Source organism: Brevundimonas sp. (assembly GCF_041688735.1).
Taxonomy (GTDB): Bacteria; Pseudomonadota; Alphaproteobacteria; order Caulobacterales; family Caulobacteraceae; genus Brevundimonas.
In genome coordinates, this window is sequence record NZ_JBDNHO010000030.1 from 1 (window position 1) to 20811 (window position 20811).

The following is a 20811-nucleotide window of genomic DNA, read 5'->3' on the forward strand; positions in this document are numbered from 1 at the left end:
CGGCCATGACCGCCTCGTCAGCGCCCGTGCCGTGGCGGGCGAAGACGCGTTCATAGGTGCCGCGATCCTTTTCCGAGACGATCTCGACGGCGGCGAACAGGTCACCCAGGCCCGACGCCGCCAGCTTTCGCTCCTGATCCATCAGGTCGCCCTTGGTGATCAGCACCAGCCGGTAGCGTTCCGACAGGGCGGCCAGGGCCTCGTCGACGCCCGGCAGGGTCTCGACCGGATGGGCCAGCATCTCGCGGCCCGCAGCGAGAATTTCGCGGATGGCCCGTGCTGGCGGATCGCCGTCACACAATTCCATCGCCGTCTCGATCATCGACAGGGTGAAGCCCTTCACCCCATAGCCGTAGAGGCGAAGGTTGCGACGCTCGACCTCGGCCAGACGCACGGCGATGGCGGCGTCGTCGTGATCAGTCAGCAGGTCGAGGAACCGCGCCTGGGTCAGGCGGAAGATGGTCTCATTGTGCCAGAGGGTATCGTCGGCATCGAGGCCGACCGTGGTGATGGTCATGCCGCTTGTTGGCCCAGGGCGGCCTGACGACGCAAGCCATTCCTGAGTGAGGCGATCGACGGGTCAATCCGCCTCATTGCGGGTGTCCGGTACATGGCCTTGGTGTTCCCGGCAGAAGGAGCCGGCAGGATGGAAGACGATGCGGCGGTGGTCATCGGGGCGTCGGGCGGCATAGGCGCGGCCGTCGCCGAGCGTTTGAACGCATCCGGACGTTTCGCCGTCGTGCATGCCCTGTCGCGATCGGGCACGGGGCTGGATTTGGAAGATGAGGCCTCGGTGGTGGACGCCGCCGCCAAGGTCGCGCTCGGGCCGGCACCCAGCCTGGTCTTCGTCGCGACCGGGGTCCTTCATCATGGTCGTCAGCCCGAACGGGGCTTTCGGGCGATGACGGCGGAGCATCTGATGCGGGATTTCCGCGTCAACGCGGTCGGTCCCGCGCTCGTCGCCAAACACTTTCTGCCCCTGCTGCCCCGTGACCGGCGGGCGGTCTTCGCGGTCCTGTCCGCGCGGGTCGGCTCGATCGGCGACAACCGTCTGGGCGGCTGGCACGCCTATCGCGCGTCCAAGGCGGCGCTGAACATGATTCTGCGAAATCTCTCCATCGAACTGGCGCGCACGCATTCAAAGGCCGTGATCGCCGGTCTGCACCCCGGCACGGTCGACACGGCGTTGAGCGAACCGTTCCAGCGCGGCGTCTCTCCTGAAAAACTTTTTACGCCCCAAGTCTCGGCGGACCACCTTCTGGCCGTGATAGTGGGGCTGCAACCGTCTGATAGCGGCCGGGTTTTCGCCTGGGATCGGCAGCGCGTCCCGGAATAGAACGCGGCATGGTCAACGGTGCTTGACCACGTTCGTCATCGATGTGTTTTCACCTCCAGGCGCTTCGTCGATGCGGGGCGGAGACCTTGAAGACCGGCTTCCAGGAGCGGTCATGACGCGTGTGCAAAACGAGACCATACAGGGCATTGGAACGGGCTTCGACTCGACGTCGACCTGCATCCCGCCTCTCGGTGAGCGCCGCGCTTATGCCGCGCCTTATGAAAGCCTGACCTTCACCATGGTCACCCGCGCGCGGCGCGATCTGAACGTCACCCTGGCCGCCCAGCCTGTATTCGACCTGGGGCGATCGATGCCTGTCAGCCGCCGCATCCGCCGCCGTATCCGTCATCAGGGCGACGAGCGTGTGCTTGGCCTGGGCCGTCGCACGCTGGACGTGGTCGATCTGAAACGCATCGATCTGCAGACCCTCAGTCATGGGCTGGACCTGCTGCGACTGGGATCGCACGACAGCGGCGTCCTGCCCGCCTTCTGGCGCACCGTGGCCAGCAACGGCGGCCGCTTCGCCCTGCTGTGCGCGGACTCGCAGCGAGAGACCGCGCCCGGAAACCTGTTGGTCGAGGTGATGGGCGGGCTGGAACAGGCACCGCCCGAGGCGGTGGCCGAGGCCCTCTCCCACTTCGAAGCGAAGGCGCTGGGTCTGATCCTTCATATCGCGCCGGACGTGGGCGCGGCGCGGCGACTGGCCGGCGTTCCGGCCCAGTGCCTGGCCATGGATTTCGCGGGCGTGGAGCATGAAGGCCCCCGACATTGGCAGGCGGCGGCGGCCCTGATCGGGACCGCGCGGATGGCCTGTTCGCAGGTGATGCTGCTGAATCTGCGGCCTGATCGGGGACTGGCGGCGCAGGCCGCGGGCGCTACCCACGCCGTCTTCGCCGACATGGAGACCGTCACCGTCTGACGACGGTTGACGCCTGGGCCGGGCAGAGGCCTTGTTCGGCGCACCGGCTGCTTGCGTTGCTGGACGGTCTGACGTCCGCCGACAGCGGCGGGATATTCGCCCGGAGCGACGCGCGGATTCCGGAATGAGCGCCTGAAGCGTTCCGGCTTGTGGTCAAGGGGAGCGCGGGTAACATGGATTTATGATCCGGCTCCGTCGCGCCCCCGCCTCGCCGGCGCTTCGCGGCGTCTGCCGGGGCTATGAGCAGCGATACGGGGACCTGCTTGGCGCGGGCGTCGTCATTTCTTTGGCGGCCCGGCCGCATCAGTTCATCGAGATTTATGTCGGTGATCCGTATCTGGCCAGTATCGACGGCGCGGCGTTCGCGGTCGCGCCATCCGCCGTGGTGGTCGGCCCCCAAACCCGTCGCCGTGCTGACCTGCTGATCCGGGGCCGAGTCGAAGCGTTCAACATCCAGTTCCAGCCCACCGGATTTCACCGGCTGTTCGGCCTGTCCATGACAACCCTGACAGACCATGCCGAGGCTTCGGCCGATGTCGCCGACCTGAACGGATTGACCGACGCTGTCCGGGTAGCCGCCAATTTCGAGTCGCGCGTGGCTGTCACCGAGGCCTGGCTGGCTGCCCGGCTGGACCGGGTTCGCGGGGACGACGCCGTCGATCATGCCGCCCGCCTGCTCAGGCGCGTCCGGGGCGCGGCGCGCATCGACGTCCTGGCCGCCCGCTCAGGCCTGGGCCCGCGCCAGTTTCATCGCCGGTTTCTGGATCAGGTCGGCGTGGCGCCCAAGCTGTATGGCCGCATCGCCCGTTTCGACGCCCTTCTGGCCGATCGTCACCGTTCGCCTTCGGTCGGCTGGACCGAGCTGGCCCATGCCCACGGCTATTTCGATCACGCCCATATGCTGAAGGATTTCCGGGGTCTGGCCGGCGCGACGCCCTCGTCCTTTCCGCTGTTCGACATCGAGGCCAGTCGATGACCGATCCTTACTAGTGGCGCGCGCCGATGCCGGAGCAGGGTCGAGCGATCAAAGTCCAAGGGAACCCGCCGATGCACCGCCGATCCGCCCTCTACACCCTGTCAGGTCTCGCCGTGATGTCTGCCGTCCCCGTCCAGGCCACGACAGTTCAGTCAGCCCGGCCCGATGACGCGGCCGCCGTGCGCGCCCTGCTCGATCAGCATGCCGCCGGTTGGGCCGTTGGCGACGTGGACGCGATGTTCGCCATGGCGACCGACGATGTGCACTGGATTAACATCGTCGGCATGCACTGGCAGGGAAAGGCCGAGGTCATTCAGGCCTACCGCTTCTTTCTGGCGACCATGCTGAAGGGCGTGCCGCTGACGCTGGAGGCGGTCGAGAGCGTCACCCCCGTCGGCGATGACGTCCTTGTCGTCGTCTCACGCTGGTTGGTGGGGGCTTTCTCGCCGCCCGACGGAAGCCGGATTCCCGCCGCCAGCGACCGCTTGACCATGGTGCTGCGACGCACGCCGGAGGGCCTCAAGCTCGCCCATGGGGCCAATGTCCAGATCGACGCCGCGGCGGCACCGTTCGATCCGGTCCGGAACCCGCCGCCGGGCAGCTCTCCGGCCTGATGGCCGGGGCGGGTTTGACCCGGCCGGATCGGGGCATTAGTCACGCGGTCGTTTGCTCGCCGGGATTCGGTGTTAGAGAGCGCGTCATGAACCACCCGCTTCTTCCCGGCGTGACCGGCGTCCTCGTTCTGGCTGACGGTACCGTGCTGCAAGGCGTCGGCTGTGGCGCCACAGGCTCGGCGCTGGGCGAGGTGGTCTTCAACACCGCCATGACGGGCTATCAGGAGATCCTGACCGACCAGTCCTACATGAGCCAGATCCTGGCCTTCACCTTCCCGCACATCGGCAATGTCGGGGTCAATGTGGACGACGTTGAGCAGATCGGCGGCGGGTCCGAGACCTCGGCGCGCGGCGCGATCTTCCGCGATGTTCCGACCGATCCGGCCAACTGGCGCAGCAACGGCGATCTCGACGGCTGGATGCAGCGGCGCGGCGTCGTCGGCCTGGCCGGGGTCGATACGCGCGCCCTGACCGCGATGATCCGTGACGGCGGCGCGCCGCATGCGGTGATCGCCCACGATCCGGACGGAGGCTTCGACATCCCCGCCCTAGTGGCCCAGGCCAAGGCCTGGACCGGGCTCGTCGGGCTGGACCTGGCCAAGGCTGCCTCGACCCTGCAGTCGTTCGACTGGGACGAAGGTCTGTGGGACTGGCCGGAGGGTCATCCGCGCGTCCACGCGGCGGACAAGTCGGTGGTCGTCGTCGACTATGGCGTCAAGCGCAACATTCTGCGGGCCCTGGCCTCGACCGGCGCGAAGATCACCGTGGTGCCGGCGACGACCTTGGCCGAGGAGATTCTGGCCCGCAAGCCGGACGGCGTGGTTCTGTCCAACGGGCCGGGCGATCCGGCGGCGACCGGCGTCTATGCGGTGCCGGAGATCCGCAAACTGGTCGAGAGCGGCACGCCGCTGTTCGGCATCTGTCTCGGCCACCAGATGCTGGCGCTGGCGCTGGGCGGCAAGACCGTCAAGATGGACCGGGGCCACCACGGCGCCAACCATCCGGTCAAGGACCTTACCACCGGCAAGGTCGAGATCGTGTCGATGAACCACGGCTTCACCGTCGACCGCGACAGCCTGCCTGACGCCGTGGTCGAAACCCACGTCAGCCTCTTCGACGGCACCAACTGCGGCATCGCCTTGAAGGACCGCCCGGTGTTCAGCGTCCAGCATCACCCTGAGGCCAGCCCCGGACCAGCGGACAGCCTGTATCTGTTCCAGCGGTTCGCGGATTCGATGCGACGTTGAATTCGCGATCAGGGCAGGGGAGCGAAGCTCTTCTCTTCCCGCAGGGCGCTGGCCTTGCGCACGGCCACCGGCGCGGCGTGCAGCCAGTAGTCAGCGTCCTCCAGACGGTTCGAACGCAGCCGCTCCGCACCGCGCATGCCTCTCAGCGCGGCGTTCTGCAGCAGACGTGCATGCATGGCGCGAGGGGAAAGGTCGGGAATGGCGAGGGAACCGGGGACGGCGACGGCGTCGGGGCCTTGGGGCTCCACCGCCGGGCGGGCGATGGTCATGAACATGGGTCGTCTCTCTCTCTCTCAATCTCGGGCGGAGCCGCGATCTTCGCCGCGCTCCGCTTCAGAGCCGCTCGTGTTCATGAACGGACGTGTGATTAATCCACAGGGCTGTGGATTGTTCCGTTATGCCCGTAAAATTATGTTCATATTCAGGCGGTTAGCGCCTCGCTTTGGCCTTTGGAGTTAACGAAAGGTAAATGCCCCAAAAGCCGTGAGTCGCGCGCTATAAGGCGAAGGTGCGCTTCGACGATCGCTTCCTTGAAGAACTGAAGGCCCGCCTTCGGCCGTCCGACATCATCGGGCGGACGGTGAAACTCAAGCGTCAGGGGCGCGAATACGTCGGCCTGTCACCCTTCACCAAGGAGAAGTCGCCCTCCTTCTTCGTCAATGACGACAAGGGCTTCTTCCACGACTTCTCGTCTGGCAAGCACGGCGACGTCATCTCCTTCCTGCAGGAGACGGAGCGTCTGTCGTTCGTCGAGGCGGTGCAGCGGCTGGCGGGGGAGGCGGGCATGGCCCTGCCGGCCGAGGATCCCCAGGCGGCCGAGCGCGAGGCGAAGAAGCAGGGCCTGACCGACTGGATGGACCTGGCCCAGAAATGGTTCGCGGCCAATCTGCGCCGCTCGCCGGGCAAGGCGGTGCGGGAATACCTCGAAAAGCGCGGCCTGCCCGAGGATCAGTGGGAGCGGTTCGGCCTGGGCTATGCGCCCAATGACCGTGAAGGGCTCAAGAACGCCCTGATCCAGCGCGGGGCGCGGCCCGGCGATCTGGTCGAGGCGGGAATGCTGATCGCGCCCGAGGGCGGCGGGACGCCCTATGACCGGTTCCGCGACCGGCTGATGTTCCCCATCCTCGACGCGCGCGGCCGGATCGTCAGCTTCGGCGGTCGGGCGATGAACCCGGACGATCGGGCCAAATATCTGAACGGCCCCGAGAGTCCGCTCTTCCACAAGGGGGCCACCCTTTACGGCCTGCCTGAGGCGCGGCGCATCCTCGGGGCCGAGAGCAAGGACGGTCAGGCCATCGTGGTGGTCGAGGGCTATATGGACGTCATTGCCTGCCAGCGGGCGGGCATTCCGGCCGTTGCGCCGATGGGCACCGCACTGACCGAGGAACAGATGGAGCGGCTGTGGCGCGTGTCACATGAGCCCGTGCTGTGTTTCGACGGCGACGCGGCCGGCCGCCGCGCCGCTTACCGCGCCATCGATCGCGCCCTGCCACAACTGAAGTCGGGCCGTTCGTTCCGTTTTGCTCTTCTGGACGGCGGTCAGGACCCCGACGACATCCTGCGCGACAAGGGCGCGCCGGCCCTGCGGCAGGCCATGACCGCGACCCGCCCCTTCGCCGAAGTCCTGTTCGGCAAGGAGGCCGAGGTCGAGCCGCTGGATACGCCCGAGCGCCGCGCCGGATTGAAGGGGAGGTTGCGCCAGGCCGCCTCGGCCATTCAGGACAAGGATCTGGCTGAACAGTATCGCCGTGACATGTTCGACCGTTTCGACGCCCTGTTCCCGGCGCGGAATGTTCCGCAGGCCCGCTCCGCGCCAGGTCTTGGCGGACGCTGGCGTCCCGGCCCCCCGCCCAAGCTGGGCCAGACCGCCGAAGGCGCCCAGGCGATGCAGTCGCTGTCCCGCTCCATCGAGCCGGTCGCCGCCGCCTTGGCCCACGGCGCGATCGACGACCCGGACCGGATGGACGACCATCTGGAGGCGATCTCTGCCCATGGCTTCGGGGATCCGGCGCTGGCAGGGCTGGCGCAGGAGATGGTCCGCCTGCGCTTCTCGGGGCAAGACCTTGACTCGGCGTCGCTCCGTCGCCATTTGGCGCAATCGGGTCATGATGCTTTAGTGCGCGAGGTCGAGAAGGCGGCGGCAAAGTCCGGCGCGCCTTTCCTGGCTGCGAATGCGCCCCTCGCCGAAGCAAGGGTCCGATGGTCGCAGGCGTTCGACGCGCTCACTCGCGTGGCGGCGCTTGAAGACGCACTGAGCTCGGCGGCAGGAATGCCGGGCCAGGACGAGTCGTTCCGCAGGCTGAAAGCCGAGCGGGACGCTTTGCGTCGCGCGATCAAAACCGGAGAGATTTGGCTGGAGCCCGATCGGTGAAATGAGAAATCGCTGCGCGATTTCGCCATCGCCGTGAATCAGGCTCCCGCTTTCGTGGGGCGAATATCCGGGTTCAGATGCAGGCGCATCCGAACCCACTTCACCCGGGCAGAGCGGGCTCGTAACCAACGAACCCGCCACGTGTTGTATTTGGTGGACGGCCTGATCAGCCCTCCACCCGGAGATAGAACTGAATGAGTGCGCAGACCGAGACGCCGGAAACCGAAGCCCAGAGCGACGGTCCGCTGCTCGACCTCACCGACGCCGGGGTGAAGAAATTCATCAAACAGGCCAAGGCCAAGGGGTATGTAACGATGGAGGACCTGAACAAGGTCCTGCCGTCCGAAGAGGTGACCCCCGACGCGATCGAGGACACCTTGGCGATGCTGTCCGAAATGGGCGTCAACGTCGTCGAGGCGGAGGAAGACGCCGCCGAGACCACTGAAAAAGAGGGCGGCGAGGTCGTCGAGCGCGCCGAGACCAGCATCTCGGAGACTCCCGCCAAGGCCGCCTATGACCGTACCGATGATCCTGTGCGGATGTATCTGCGTGAGATGGGTTCGGTTGAACTGCTGAGCCGCGAGGGCGAGATCGCCATCGCCAAGCGCATCGAGGCCGGTCGCGACGCTATGATCTCGGGCCTGTGCGAAAGCGCCCTGACGTTCGAGGCCATCATGGTCTGGCGCGACGAACTGGCCAACAACCGCATCCTGCTGCGCGAGGTCATCGACCTGGACGCCACCTATGGCGTGCTGAACCCCTCGTCCCTGCCGCACAACCAGCCCCCCGCGGGCGCTCCGCCGCCCCCCGCCCCAGAGCCGGAAGAGGGTGCCGAGCCCAAGCCCGAAACAGACGACGATGAGGACGAGGATTTCGACGATGGCGGCGGGATGTCGATCTCGGCGCTGGAGGCGGAGCTGCGCGATGGCGTGATGGACGTGCTGGACGCGGTGGCCGGCGACTTCGGGGCGTTCAGGAAGCTGCAGGACAAGCTGGTCGAGGCCCGGTTGAAAGGCGAGACGCTCTCGCCCAAGGACCTAAAGGCCTATGAGGGTCTGACGAAGGCCATCTCCGGCCGTCTGAAGACGATGAAGCTGAACAACAACCGCATCGAGGCCCTGGTCGAGCAGCTGTATGCGATCAACAAGCGGCTGATGGGGCTGGAGGGCCGGCTGCTGCGCCTGGCCGACAGCTACGGCATCTCGCGCCCCGAATTCCTCAAGGCCTATTTCGGCGCCGAGCTGGACCCGACCTGGGCCGAGCGGGTCAAGGACATGGGCGTGCGCTGGACCAAATTCAGCGACAACGAACAGCCCCAGATCGCCCAGATTCGCGGCGACGTGGCCGCCGTGGCGACCGAGGCCGGCCTGCCGATCGACGACTACCGCCGCATCGTCCAGACGGTGCAGAAGGGCGAGCGCGAAGCCCGTCAGGCCAAGAAGGAAATGGTCGAGGCCAACCTGCGCCTGGTCATCTCCATCGCCAAGAAATACACCAACCGCGGCCTGCAATTCCTTGATCTCATTCAGGAAGGCAACATCGGCCTGATGAAGGCGGTCGACAAGTTCGAATACCGCCGCGGCTATAAATTCAGCACCTATGCGACCTGGTGGATCCGTCAGGCCATCACCCGCTCGATCGCCGATCAGGCGCGGACCATCCGCATCCCGGTGCACATGATCGAGACGATCAACAAGATCGTGCGCACCAGCCGCCAGATGCTGCACGAGATCGGCCGCGAACCGACCCCGGAAGAGCTGGCCGAAAAGCTGGCCATGCCGCTGGAAAAGGTCCGCAAGGTGCTGAAGATCGCCAAGGAACCGATCAGCCTCGAAACGCCCATCGGCGACGAGGAGGACAGCCATCTGGGCGATTTCATCGAGGACAAGAACGCCATCCTGCCGATCGACGCGGCGATCCAGAGCAATCTTCGCGAGACGACGACGCGCGTGCTGGCGTCGCTGACGCCGCGCGAGGAGCGGGTGCTGCGCATGCGGTTCGGCATCGGCATGAACACCGACCACACGCTGGAAGAAGTCGGCCAGCAGTTCTCGGTCACCCGCGAACGCATCCGCCAGATCGAGGCCAAGGCGTTGCGCAAGCTGAAGCATCCGAGCCGGAGCCGAAAGCTGCGGAGCTTCCTGGACAGCTGATGCCGAAACCTCTCCCGGCGGGAGAGGGGTGTGTGCGGGCTTGCCCCCTCCACCACGCTTCGCGCGGTCCCGTCGTCCGGTCGGCTCCGCCGGCTATTCCTCCACCCCCAGAGGGGGAGGACACGCGGGCCTGTCGCCGAGCCCTCCCCACCCGGTCGTATACGACCGGCCAAGCACCCCCGGAGGGGTGGAACCGGCGACGGAGGTCTAGGGGCGGGGGCTCAGGCCCGGATGTCGAGCAGGCTGCCGTACATCCGGTCGGCGGTCTTCAGCACGGCGACATTGGCCTTGAGCGCGACCTCGGCGGTCAGGCGTTCGACGATCTCGCCCTCCAGATTGCCCAGCGGATCGCGCGCGGTGCGGACGGCGCTGGCGCCGAAGCGGGCGGTGGCGTCGGCGATGCCGGCGGAGGCGATGGCGATGGCCTGCATGGTCTGCTCCCAGGGTAGAGGCCGCAGAATGGGGCGTCAGCCTTGCCGCTTCGCTGACGAACAGGGTGAACGGGCGTCTTGACCGGCGCGGCGGGAGGGGCGCATCGTTGGCCTATGACCAGCCCGCCCGCGTCCGGCGCACGCTTCGCCTCGTTCGACGCCTTCTATCCCCACTATATCCGCGGGCATGCCAACCGGACGTGCCGGCGGATCCATGTGGTCGGCTCGGCGCTGGTGCTGGGCGTGCTGGCAGTGGCGGTTGTGACGCTGAACCCGTGGTGGCTCTTGGCCATGCCGCTGGTGGGCTACGGCTTTGCCTGGGTCGGTCATTTCTTCTTCGAGAAGAACCGGCCGGCGACGTTCCAGTACCCGCTGTGGAGCCTGATGGGCGACTGGCGGATGTTCTTCGAGACCATTTCCGGAAAACGCCGCTTCTAACGAAGCGGGTTCTCCTGGTGGGCCGCGGTCACAACGCTCCGCCTTGTCGACCCGACGCGGCTTGGCGCTTCGCGCACGCCGAGCGGTAAGCTTTAGCGCGTCAGCGTGATCCGGCGTTCGATCCGGCCGAGGCCAGCAGCGTGGTCTGGCTGGGCGTGCGATCCCACGAGGGCGGGCAGCCGTCGAAACGGCCGGCGTCGACGAGGGTCAGGCGGCGCTGGTTGAAGCGCATCGCCGGCGACATTGAGCCGCGGCCGTGGCCGGTGTAGAGGTCGATCTTCTGGCCCTTGATCGCGCCGCCGGTGTCCGATGCATACCAGAAGCCGTCGTGGATCGCGCCGTCGGCCATCCGCATGCCCACGGTCTCGCGGATGAACAGGCGGGTGCGGCGGGGAATATAGCGGGGATCGGTGGCGACCGTGCGCATGGCGATGGGGCGGCATCCCAGGCTGTCGTTGCCCGTCGCTCCACCTCCACCCGCATGATACAGATTGGCGCGGGCGCTCCAGTCGGCGTCGCCGTCCATCATGTCGCGCTGGTCGGACGTGAGTTCACCAGAGCCGCGCGCATCGGAACCCCCGGCGATCGGGGCGGCTGCCTCTGTGCCCCAGCCCGCCGAAATCGCGGTCTCGTAGGTCACGGGTCCACCCGAAGCGGGAGAGGCCACAGCCCAGACGAGGGCGAGCGCAGCGACTGTGCGGAGCATATTTTGACCTGGAAAGCACCGGTCCCTGACGCGTCCGGCAAGGCGGCTTGTCGTCTGCGAATGTGGCGAAAACCAGACATTGGACCGGGCGTGCGACCACCTGGCCGGTTCAGTCGTGGACAAGTGGGGCTTGTGGTGGTCATGCCGAATCGCGTTTGGTCAAGCCCGTCGAACCTGTGAGCTGTATTGATAGAACAGAAACACTTTGCCGGGGTCCGATGCTTACTGTGTTTGGTGATGTTCGCTGCGGCGACTGTTTGAAGGCCGAGGGGTTGCTCGGCCGGCTCCGGCGTGATTATCGGTGGGTCGGCACTGATGTCATGTCCGGTGTGGTCCGGGTAGCCCGGTGTGGACAGGGCGTGCCCCGGACGCCGGCGGTTGCGGCAGCCCCCTCCACCATCCTCCGGATGGTCCCCCTCCCCCGATGGGGGAGGAATGGAGCCCCCATGCGCGATCACCCCAGCCAGCCCCTGACCGGTTACGCCGCCGTGGACGACGCAGAGGGCGTGGCGCGCGTCTCCGCCTTCCACGCCCTGATGAGCGCCCGGCGGACGGTGCGTGAATTCTCGGACCGGCCCGTCCCGCGCGCGATCGTCGAACAGGCCCTGCTGACCGCCGGCTCCGCGCCGTCCGGGGCCAACCACCAGCCGTGGTTCTTCTCGGTCATCGAAAGCGCCGACGCCCGCGCCCGCATCCGCGCCGCCGCCGAGGCCGAGGAGCGGGAGTTCTATGCGACCAAGGCCCCGCAGGAATGGCTGGACGCGCTCGCGCCCCTCGGCACCGATCCGGACAAGGCATTCCTCGAGGTCGCGCCGGTGGTGATCGCCGTCTTCGGCCAGAAGCGGGGCGGGCCCAACCCCGGGGACGACAAGAAGAACTATTATGTGCCCGAGAGCGTCGGCATCGCCACGGGCCTGCTGATCGCGGCGCTGCATTCGGCCGGCCTGGCGACCCTGACCCATACCCCGGCGCCGATGAGTTTCCTGGCCGACATCTGCGGCCGCCCGGCGGGGGAGAAGCCCTTCCTGCTGCTGGTGGCCGGTCATCCGGCGGCGGAGGCGACCGTGCCGACGGCGGCGCTGAACAAGAAGCCGCTCAGCGGGATCGCGGACTGGATCTAGGGCTGAGACCCGGACAGATGGTGCCGGATGTGCGCTGCGGCAGGCAGGCCTGGGTCCGCTTTCGGGAAGGCGACAAACGGGGAAGATCGGCCCGCTCCTGATTTTGAGCGATTGTCCTTGCAACCTCAGAGGTGCCCCGGAGGCTGATCTTGGCTTGCCGCCAGGAAGCGGACCTTTTAGTCTGGTCTGCGCTTGAGCCGGGCGCGCGCGCCCGGCGCGTAAGAGGCAGCGATGGCGTTCGAAACTGTTCCGCTGCAACCGCTGGAACGCGGCTATCTGAGGGTTCTCCGCATCCGGTCAGCCATCGGTTGGCTGATCGTTGTCGCGATGGCGGCGGTGGCGGACGGCTTTTTGCAATGGCGCGCCGGCCTCACACCCGGCGTCGTCGCCGGACCTTTCATTGTGTTCGGCATCCTGTCGACCGTCTTCCTCGTGCCGGGTCGCTGGCGTCTCTGGGGCTATGCCTTCACCGATAGAGAACTGCACGTCGCCTACGGCTGGCTCACGCGCGTGCACACCGTCGTCCCGGTCGCTCGCGTCCAACATATCGACGTGAGCCAGGGGCCGATCGAACGCAGCGCGGGTGTCGCGACCCTCAGCCTGCACACGGCCGGCACCGAGAACAGCCTCGTGGTGCTCCCGGGCATAAGCCGCCAGCGTGCCGAGGAAATCCGCGATGCGATCCGCAGTCAAATCAACGACGCGCCCTGGTGAGCGCACCCGAATCCTCAACCGTCGCCGAGGCCATGCCGCCGCGACGGCTTGACCCGCGTACGATCCTAATTCGGTTCCTGAAGGATTCGCCATCCGTCGTCATCGGCGTACCGGTGTTTCTGGCCTGGTCGCGGGGCGAAGGGGTCCCGGCCGCGTTCCTGCTCACAGGAATGGCGTTGCTGTTGGTCGTCATACTGTTTTTCAGCTGGCTCCGCTGGCGCACCTTCACCTACCAGATCCTGCCTGGGCAACTCGTCATTTCAAGCGGCCTGATCAGGCGGACCCGCCGATCGATACCGGCCCAACGGATTCAGGACGTGTCGATCAAACAGGGTCCGTTGTCGCGGTTGATCGGACTTGCGGAAGTGCGCATCGAAACCGGCGGCGGGGAGGCGGACGAGGGCAGGCTGGACAGCGTCAGCCTCTCCGAGGCGTGTCGGTTCCGCGAGGTGCTTCGGGGCATCCGAACCAGTGGTAGCGACGCCGACGCCGGCGACCGCGCAGGCGAGGCCGAGGCCGAAACCATACTGTTCCAAATGGGTCTTGCGCGACTGCTCTACTTCGGCCTGTTCAATTTCTCGCTCGTCTGGATCGCCGCCATTTTCGGCGTCCTTCAGTTCCTCGACCGTGCGCTCGGGTATGACTCGGACCGGTGGTTGGAGGTGGTTGGTATTGCCGAGAGGGAGTTGCAATCGCGGCTCAACGGCTCGGTAATCTTCAGCGTCGCCGGGCTCGCCATCGGGCTTGGACTGCTGGCCGGTGTCATCAGGACGGTGCTGCAGACCTATGGCTTCAGACTTGACCATGCCGAGGCACGGTTTCGCTACAGGCGCGGCTTGTTGACCAGGACCGAGGTGGTGGTGGCGAAGCGGCAGATCCAGCTCGGGCTGGTCGAGCGCGGCCCCGTGAGTGGTCGTCTGGGTTGGAGCGCGCTCAAGGTTCAGACCTTGGGCGGTGGCGATCAGTTTTCGGGCCGGCAGGAACTCGTACCGTTCGCGAGGCCTGCGGAGCTTGCTCCCATCATCGCCCTTGCCGGACTTCCTCCGTTCGAGCGTTCACCGCTGCGACCCGTCTCGCGCTGGCATGTCCTGGGCGGACTCGTCGGATTTGTACTGTTGCCCACTGTCATCCTGCTGGTGGCGACGGCCTTCTTCCCGCTTGCCGCGCTGGTTCTGTTGGCGATGCCTGTCCCGCTGGCGGTCGCGCTGCTGCGGCACCGCTGTCATTGTTACGCGCTGGCCGGAACCAGCGTGCAGGTGACGCGCGGCGTGCTGACGCGACGCGACTGGACGGTCCCCTACGGCAATGTCCAGGCCGTCACCGTCCGGCGCGGGCCGGTTCAGCGGCTGTTCGGGATTGCAACCGTGCGGATCGACACCGCAGGCGGACGTGGATTGAACGGTCCGCATGTCCACGATATCGATGAGGAACAGGCGGCGGCGTTCGTCGGCGAATTAAGCCTTGCCGTTCGAGCCGTTGCGAAGCCGACGCTCTCAAGGTCGGAGATGAGTCAGCGACCGGCATGAGGCGGGCGCGCGGTGGATGTCGGCTACCCACCCTCAGTGCGCGTCCGGAACGACCGCTTGTCGGCGGGTATCAGCCGTCTGGTGCGCACCCCTGGGAAGGCCCCTCCCGGTGAGAGCGGGAATGGGTTAGGACGGTTCCCATGAAACGCATCCTCATCGCGGCCGCCGTGCTTTCGCTCGCGGTCATCCCCGCCTCTGTCTCCGCCTGGGGCAGTACCGGTCACCGGATGATCGGGATGGCGGCGGTGCGTGGCCTGCCCGACGACCTGCCCGCCTTCCTGCGCTCTCCCGCCGCCGCCGCCGAGATCGGCGAGCTGGCGCGCGAGCCGGACCGCACCAAGGGCGCGGGCCAGCCGCACGACCGCGAGCGCGACACGGCGCACTTTGTCGACATGATCGACGACGGGCGGATCATGAACGCCCAGGGGCCGTCGATCGACGCCCTGCCGACGCTCAAGTCCGAGTATGACGCGGCCCTGATCGCGGCGGGCGAGAGCGTCAACGACGCGGGCTATCTGCCCTATGCCATCATGGACGGCTGGCAGCAGCTGTCGCGCGACTTTGCCTACTGGCGCGTGCTGAACGCCATGGAGGCGCGCGAGACCGATCCCGGCAAGCGGGCCTGGTATAGCGAGGACCGCATCCGCCGCGAGGCGTTGATCCTGCGCGACGCGGGCTATCTGGCCCACTACATCGGCGACGGCTCGCAGCCGCACCACACCACGATCCACTACAACGGCTGGGACCGCGACACGCCGAACCCCGAGGGGTTCACCACCTCGCGCCAGACCCACGGTGCGTTCGAAGGGGCTTTCACCGCCCGCGTCGCCCGTCTGGACGCCGTCGAGTCCGCCATGACCGCGCCGAAGCTGGACGGGTTCGAGCTGCGGCCGCGCGTGGCGACCTATCTGAAGACGACGCTGGCCGAGGTGACGCCTTTCTACCGGCTGGAGAAGGCCGGCGGCTTCCGTGACGCGGACCCGCGCGGCGCGACCTTCGCGACGGCGCGTCTGGCGGCGGCGGCCAGCGAGCTGCGTGACATGATCGCCACGGCCTGGCGCGCCTCTGCGGACGTCTCCATCGGCTGGCCGGCGGTCAAGGTGGCCGAGGTGCAGGCCGGGACCGCCGACCCGTGGCTGGCCATGTACGGGGAAGACTGATTGTCCGAGGCTTTTGCTTTTGCCGGGGTGCGCGGAATTGAGTGAGCTCACCCCCCCCGTCGTCATCCTCGACAAGACCCAGATGGCCGAGAACATCGGCGCGGTGGCGCGGGTGATGGCCAATTTCGGCCTGTCGGAACTGCGTCTGGTCAGCCCCCGCGACGGCTGGCCGCAGGAACGGGCCTGGGCCATGGCCTCGGGGGCCGACTGGGTTCTGGACGGGATCAAGGTGTTCGACAGCGTGGCGGATGCCGTCGCCGATCTGAACACCGTCTTCGCCACCACGGCCCGGCCGCGCGAGACCCGCCAGCCGGTGCGGACCCCGCGCGAGGCGGTGCGGCTGCTGTACGACGACCGCGCCTCGGGTCTGGGTGTCGGCCTGGTGTTCGGCGGCGAGCGGGCGGGGCTGGAGACCTCGGACATCGCCCTGTGCCAGGGGATCGTCACCATCCCGATCGACCCCCGGCACCAGTCGCTGAATCTGGCCCAGGCGGTGGCGGTCACGGCTTATGAGTGGCGCATCCTGGTGCTCGACGCGCCGCCGCCCAATTTCCGCGAGGGCGATCCGCCGGCGTCGGGGGCGCTGACGCTGGGGATGTACGAGCATCTGGAGCGCGAACTGGGCGCCGGGGGCTTCTTCCACCCGCCCGAGAAGCGGCCGTCGATGGTGCAGAACCTGCGGGTCATGCTGGGCCGGGCGGCGTTCACAGAGCAGGAGGTGGCGACCTTCCGGGGGGTGATCACGACGCTGTCGAAGGGGCGGGGGCGGGTGCTGGCGAAACTGGCGGCGAAACGGGCTGGCGAGAACGCGCGAGACTGATATTTACCTCCGCTCATCCCCACGAAAGCGGGGACCCAGTGCTTTCATGAGGCAAGGCGCGTGGGATCAACGAAATCGTCCACTCGTGAGACCGGTCGCCCAAAGAACTGGGTCCCCGCTTTCGCGGGGATGAGCGGATAGTATTGGAGCCCCCCCATGAAAACCCGCGCCGCCGTCGCATTTGAGGCCAAACGTCCGCTGGAGATCGTCGAGGTTGATCTGGAGGGGCCGCGCGCGGGCGAGGTGCTGATCGAGATCAAGACGACGGGCATCTGCCACACCGACGCCTATACGCTGGACGGTCTGGATGCGGAGGGGATCTTCCCGAGCATTCTCGGCCATGAGGGCGCGGGGGTTGTCGTTGAGGTGGGGCCGGGCGTGACCTCGCTCGCGGTCGGGGACCATGTCATCCCGCTCTACACGCCGGAGTGCCGCCAGTGTAAAAGCTGCCTCAGCCGCAAGACCAATCTGTGCACCGCCATCCGCGCCACGCAAGGGCGGGGCGTCATGCCCGACGGCACCTCGCGCTTCAGCTACAAGGGGCAGGCGATCGCCCACTATATGGGCTGTTCGACCTTCTCGAACTTCACAGTGTTGCCCGAGATCGCGGTGGCGAAGATCAGGAAGGACGCGCCGTTCGAGAGCGCCTGTTACGTCGGCTGTGGCGTCACCACGGGTGTTGGCGCGGTGGTCAATACGGCCAAGGTCGAGCCCGGGGCCAATGCGGTGGTGTTCGGTCTCGGTGGCATCGGGCTGAACGTCATCCAGGGGCTGAAGATGGTCGGGGCCGACATGATCGTCGGCGTCGATCTGAACCCGTCCAAGGAGGAATGGGGGCGCCGCTTCGGCATGACCCATTTCGTCAATCCCAAGGAGGTGACCGACGTCGTCGCCCATCTGGTCGATCTGACCGGAGGCGGGGCCGATTACACCTTTGACTGCACCGGCAATACCACGGTCATGCGTCAGGCGCTGGAGGCCTGTCACCGCGGCTGGGGCGAGAGCATCGTCATCGGCGTGGCCGAGGCAGGCAAGGAGATATCTACGAGGCCGTTCCAGCTGGTCACGGGGCGGGTCTGGCGGGGGAGTGCCTTCGGCGGGGCGCGGGGGCGGACGGATACGCCCAGGATCGTTGACTGGTACATGGACGGCAAGATCGAGATCGACCCGATGATCACCCACACCCTGCCGCTGGAGCGGATCAACGAGGCGTTCGATCTGATGCACGCGGGGGAGAGCATCCGTAGTGTGGTGGTTTTCTGAGGCTTGCGTCGCGACTATAGTTGTTTAAAAAAACTATCCTGACACAAGGGAGGTCCACCATGTTCACCCACATGACCGTCGGCGCGAACGACATCGAGGCGTCGCGGAAATTCTATGATGCGGCGCTGGGCGCGCTGGGCATCCCGGCGGGGTCCGACGATGACAAGGGCCGGGTCTGGTGGCGCACGCCGCGAGGGGCCTTCGCGGTCTGCAAGCCGATCGACGGCGAACCGGCCTGTCACGCCAACGGCGGGACCATCGGCTTCGGTGCGAGAGACGCGGACGCGGTGGCGGCCTTCCATGCGGCGGGCGTCTCAGCCGGCGGCACGGCCGTCGAGGACCCGCCCGGTCCGCGCACCGGCCCGTTCGGCACCCTGAACCTGGCCTATCTGCGCGATCCGTCGGGCAACAAGATCTGCGCCATGCACCGGGCGGGGTAGGTTGGATCGAACCCCTCTCCCATGGGGAGAGGGGCAGGGGTGAGGGGGCTGGTGGTGGCCCGTTTCGCACGGTGAACCCTCACCCTTTCGCGCGAAGACGACGGCTTTGCCGCCGTGCGCTCAAGCCCTCTCCCGCCGGGAGAGGGATCAAGGAAACGGCGATGGAAGCCACCAAACAGCATCACGTCCACGGCGGCGTCCTTCGCTATCTGAAACACGACAGCGCCGTGACCGGCACGACGATGACGCTGTCGGTCTTCGTGCCGGCGGGAGAAGGCCCGTTTCCGGTGCTGATCTGGCTGTCGGGTCTGACCTGTACCGAGGACAATTTCACCACCAAGGCCGGGGCCTATGCCGCTGCGGCGGAGCACGGGGTCATCGTCGTCGCGCCTGACACCTCGCCGCGCGGAGAGGGTGTGGCCGATGATCCGGCTTACGATCTGGGGCAGGGGGCGGGGTTCTATGTCGATGCGACACAAGGGCCGTGGACGCCGCATTTCCGCATGGAAAGCTACGTCGTCGAGGAGCTGATCGCGCTGATCGACGCCGAGTTTCTGACCACCCGGACGCGTTCGATCTGCGGCCATTCGATGGGCGGGCACGGCGCGTTGACGCTGGCGCTGCGCCATCCCGACGTGTTCCGCAGCGTCTCGGCCTTTTCGCCGATCGCCTCGCCAAGCCGCTGTCCGTGGGGTGAGAAGGCGTTCACCGCCTATCTCGGCGATGACCGGGCGGAATGGGGGATGCACGACGCGGCGCGGCTGATCGAAGCCGGCGCGGCGCGCGGGGTCTTTGACGACATCCTGATCGACCAGGGCGACGCCGATCCCTTTCTGGTCGAACAGCTGAAGCCGGAATTGCTGGTCGAGGCCGGAGCGGCGGCGGGGCAGACGATCACCCTGCGGATGCAGCCCGGCTATGACCACTCCTATTTCTTCATGGCCAGTTTCATCGCCGACCATGTGGCCTTTCACGCCAAACGGCTTAAGGCGTGAGCGCATGACCGACACCGCCACCCCCACCGATGCCGACCATGACGACATGTTCGCCGCCCTGTGCCGCGAGGTGGGTTTCTGCCTGCACGCCAAGGGCCAGACCAAGGTGAAGGCGGCGCTGGCGTCCGGCCTCGACGCCGCCGTGCGCGCCGTGTTCGACGCCGAGGGCGTGGACTTCGCCTCGTCCACCGGCGACCTGCGTCGCGCCGTGCGCGACTGCCTGAAGGCCAATCTGCCCATTCCTCAGCCATAGGGGAAGGGGGACCGCCCCCGGGTCTCGCCTTTGGCGAGCCCGAGGACAGGCTCCGCAGGGGAGGGGGGCGACCTCACCCGCCGGCGTTCAGGGCCGGCCCGCTCCACCACCCTTCGGGCGGTCGCCCTCCCCCAATGGGGGAGGAATGGGAACGAAACCCCGCGGTCCGGCTTGGCTTCGGGGAACGGGCGCCTAGATACGGGGTCCGCCCACCACCGTCGAAGGATCCTGCCCATGGCTTTCTCGCTCCCCCCGCTGCCCTACGCCCATGACGCGCTGGAGCCGGCGATCGACAAGGAGACGATGACGTTTCACCACGACAAGCATCACCAGGCCTATGTCGACAAGCTGAACGAGGCGGTCGCCGCTGACGCCGCCCTGGCCGACCATTCGATCGAGGACCTGCTGAAGGACGTGTCGAAACTGCCCAAGGCCGTGCGCAACAACGGCGGGGGCCACTGGAACCACAGCCTGTTCTGGAAGCTGATGGCCCCGGCCGGCAAGACCGGCGAGCCGTCGGCAGAGCTGGCCGCCGCCATCGACCGCGACCTGGGCGGGATGGACGCGTTCAAGGCCGCCTTCAACGCCGCCGGAGCCGGACAGTTCGGCTCGGGCTGGGCCTGGCTCATCGTTCAGGACGGAAAACTCAAGGTCACCTCGACACCCAACCAGGACAATCCCCTGATGGACGTGGCCGACGAAAAGGGCGAGGTCGTGCTGGCCGCCGACGTGTGGGAACACGCCTATTATCTGAAATACCAGAACCGTCGGCCCGACTATCTGAAGGCCTTCTGGTCGGTGGTGAACTGGCACAAGGCCAACGACCTGTTCGCCGCCGCGACGCGCTGACGCTCATCGTCATTCCGGGGCTGGGCGCAGCGGGGAATCCGAAACCCGGGGCCGACCCATCACGCCCAGGGTCGAGACCTTCCAGCCGGGGTCCCCCGCCCTGACGCCCTCGATCTCGTCGGTGGCCATCGAGGACCAGCCGCCAGGCCCTGCTGGAGCGCGCGGCCGCCGGGGACCTGCGGGTCTATGCCGTTCAATTCCCCTATCCGTGGCTGGGCCGCGTCCAGCGCAAGGACGTCGGCTTCGTCTGGGTGGCGGAAGGCGAGGGTCCGCACTCAACACCGCTCATCCCCGCCACCCGAAGGGCGGCGCGTAGCAGCCAAAGCGGGGACCCAGTGTTTTGGGTAATCCAGCCGTGCCGATGGCCCAAATACGGCTATCCCGATCACTCAGCCCAGCAAAAGAACTGGGTCCCCGGTTTCGCGGGGATGAGCGGAAGTAGCGAGCGATTGATTTCACTCGATTTTAATTGAGTTTGG

The 20811-nt window shown here is 67.0% G+C and carries 22 protein-coding genes; 18 read left to right on the forward strand and 4 right to left on the reverse strand.

What is annotated here, in order from left to right; translation table 11 throughout:
* Positions 1–517, reverse strand: a 517-nt coding sequence (locus ACESMO_RS03590; protein WP_372706812.1) for an HAD family hydrolase, incomplete at its 3' end; no start/stop codon positions are given.
* 129 nt (positions 518–646) lie between these two features.
* On the opposite strand from ACESMO_RS03590, the gene ACESMO_RS03595 reads away from it, so the two are divergent.
* From ACESMO_RS03595 to carA, 5 genes are all read left to right on the forward strand, one after another.
* Positions 647–1336, forward strand: coding sequence for an SDR family NAD(P)-dependent oxidoreductase (locus ACESMO_RS03595; protein ID WP_372706813.1), 690 nt, complete (start codon positions 647–649; stop codon positions 1334–1336).
* 112 nt (positions 1337–1448) lie between these two features.
* Positions 1449–2255, forward strand: coding sequence for a hypothetical protein (locus ACESMO_RS03600; protein WP_372706814.1), 807 nt, complete (start codon positions 1449–1451; stop codon positions 2253–2255).
* 181 nt (positions 2256–2436) lie between these two features.
* Positions 2437–3231 (forward strand): helix-turn-helix domain-containing protein, encoded by a 795-nt coding sequence (locus ACESMO_RS03605; protein WP_372706815.1) that lies wholly within the window; start codon positions 2437–2439, stop codon positions 3229–3231.
* Positions 3232–3302: 71 nt separating this feature from the next.
* The gene (locus ACESMO_RS03610) at positions 3303–3845 is read left to right on the forward strand and encodes an SgcJ/EcaC family oxidoreductase (RefSeq protein ID WP_372706816.1); all 543 of its coding nucleotides are present in this window, start codon (positions 3303–3305) and stop codon (positions 3843–3845) included.
* Between the two features lie 86 nt (positions 3846–3931).
* Positions 3932–5092 (forward strand): glutamine-hydrolyzing carbamoyl-phosphate synthase small subunit, encoded by a 1161-nt coding sequence (gene carA, locus ACESMO_RS03615; RefSeq protein ID WP_372706817.1) that lies wholly within the window; start codon positions 3932–3934, stop codon positions 5090–5092.
* 8 nt (positions 5093–5100) lie between these two features.
* Here the strand turns inward: carA and ACESMO_RS03620 are convergent, their stop codons facing one another.
* Positions 5101–5367, reverse strand: a complete 267-nt coding sequence (locus ACESMO_RS03620) for a hypothetical protein (RefSeq protein ID WP_372706818.1) — start codon at positions 5365–5367, stop codon at positions 5101–5103.
* Between the two features lie 233 nt (positions 5368–5600).
* On the opposite strand from ACESMO_RS03620, the gene dnaG reads away from it, so the two are divergent.
* Together dnaG and rpoD are read left to right on the forward strand one after the other, a co-directional pair.
* Positions 5601–7463 carry a DNA primase gene (gene dnaG, locus ACESMO_RS03625; protein ID WP_372706819.1) on the forward strand — a complete coding sequence of 621 codons (1863 nt, stop codon included), beginning with the start codon at positions 5601–5603 and terminating at the stop codon, positions 7461–7463.
* 194 nt (positions 7464–7657) lie between these two features.
* Complete coding sequence (rpoD, locus tag ACESMO_RS03630) at positions 7658–9616, forward strand: RNA polymerase sigma factor RpoD (RefSeq protein WP_372706820.1); 1959 nt, start codon at positions 7658–7660, stop codon at positions 9614–9616.
* 221 nt (positions 9617–9837) lie between these two features.
* Here the strand turns inward: rpoD and ACESMO_RS03635 are convergent, their stop codons facing one another.
* The gene (locus tag ACESMO_RS03635) at positions 9838–10047 is read right to left on the reverse strand and encodes a flagellar hook protein FlgE (RefSeq protein WP_372706821.1); all 210 of its coding nucleotides are present in this window, start codon (positions 10045–10047) and stop codon (positions 9838–9840) included.
* Positions 10048–10161: 114 nt separating this feature from the next.
* On the opposite strand from ACESMO_RS03635, the gene ACESMO_RS03640 reads away from it, so the two are divergent.
* Positions 10162–10485, forward strand: coding sequence for an Mpo1-like protein (locus ACESMO_RS03640; protein ID WP_372706822.1), 324 nt, complete (start codon positions 10162–10164; stop codon positions 10483–10485).
* 100 nt (positions 10486–10585) lie between these two features.
* On the opposite strand, the gene ACESMO_RS03645 is transcribed toward ACESMO_RS03640, so the two are convergent.
* The gene (locus ACESMO_RS03645) at positions 10586–11191 is read right to left on the reverse strand and encodes a 3D domain-containing protein (RefSeq protein ID WP_372706823.1); all 606 of its coding nucleotides are present in this window, start codon (positions 11189–11191) and stop codon (positions 10586–10588) included.
* A gap of 446 nt (positions 11192–11637) precedes the next feature.
* Between ACESMO_RS03645 and ACESMO_RS03650 the strand changes: the two genes are divergently transcribed.
* The 10 genes from ACESMO_RS03650 to ACESMO_RS03695 all read left to right on the forward strand — a co-directional run bounded on the left by ACESMO_RS03650 (position 11638) and on the right by ACESMO_RS03695 (position 20332).
* Positions 11638–12312, forward strand: a complete 675-nt coding sequence (locus tag ACESMO_RS03650) for a nitroreductase family protein (protein ID WP_372706824.1) — start codon at positions 11638–11640, stop codon at positions 12310–12312.
* 231 nt (positions 12313–12543) lie between these two features.
* On the forward strand, positions 12544–13026 hold the full coding sequence (locus ACESMO_RS03655; RefSeq protein ID WP_372706825.1) for a PH domain-containing protein: 483 nt from the start codon (positions 12544–12546) through the stop codon (positions 13024–13026).
* Positions 13023–14552: a PH domain-containing protein gene (locus ACESMO_RS03660; RefSeq protein WP_372706826.1), complete on the forward strand. Its 1530-nt coding sequence runs from the start codon at positions 13023–13025 to the stop codon at positions 14550–14552. Before ACESMO_RS03655 ends, ACESMO_RS03660 begins: the two co-directional genes overlap by 4 nt.
* Positions 14553–14692: 140 nt before the next feature.
* Complete coding sequence (locus tag ACESMO_RS03665) at positions 14693–15712, forward strand: S1/P1 Nuclease (RefSeq protein ID WP_372706827.1); 1020 nt, start codon at positions 14693–14695, stop codon at positions 15710–15712.
* Positions 15713–15749: 37 nt separating this feature from the next.
* The gene (locus tag ACESMO_RS03670; protein WP_372706828.1) at positions 15750–16532 is read left to right on the forward strand and encodes an RNA methyltransferase; all 783 of its coding nucleotides are present in this window, start codon (positions 15750–15752) and stop codon (positions 16530–16532) included.
* Positions 16533–16688: 156 nt separating this feature from the next.
* A complete protein-coding gene (locus tag ACESMO_RS03675) occupies positions 16689–17795 on the forward strand; it encodes an S-(hydroxymethyl)glutathione dehydrogenase/class III alcohol dehydrogenase (RefSeq protein ID WP_372706829.1) in 1107 nt (368 codons plus the stop codon).
* A gap of 59 nt (positions 17796–17854) precedes the next feature.
* The gene (locus ACESMO_RS03680; RefSeq protein ID WP_372706830.1) at positions 17855–18235 is read left to right on the forward strand and encodes a VOC family protein; all 381 of its coding nucleotides are present in this window, start codon (positions 17855–17857) and stop codon (positions 18233–18235) included.
* Positions 18236–18396: 161 nt separating this feature from the next.
* The gene (fghA, locus tag ACESMO_RS03685) at positions 18397–19230 is read left to right on the forward strand and encodes an S-formylglutathione hydrolase (RefSeq protein ID WP_372706831.1); all 834 of its coding nucleotides are present in this window, start codon (positions 18397–18399) and stop codon (positions 19228–19230) included.
* Positions 19231–19234: 4 nt separating this feature from the next.
* Positions 19235–19483 (forward strand): hypothetical protein, encoded by a 249-nt coding sequence (locus ACESMO_RS03690; RefSeq protein WP_372706832.1) that lies wholly within the window; start codon positions 19235–19237, stop codon positions 19481–19483.
* Between the two features lie 234 nt (positions 19484–19717).
* Positions 19718–20332, forward strand: coding sequence for a superoxide dismutase (locus ACESMO_RS03695; RefSeq protein WP_372706833.1), 615 nt, complete (start codon positions 19718–19720; stop codon positions 20330–20332).
* Positions 20333–20811 lie beyond the last annotated feature (479 nt).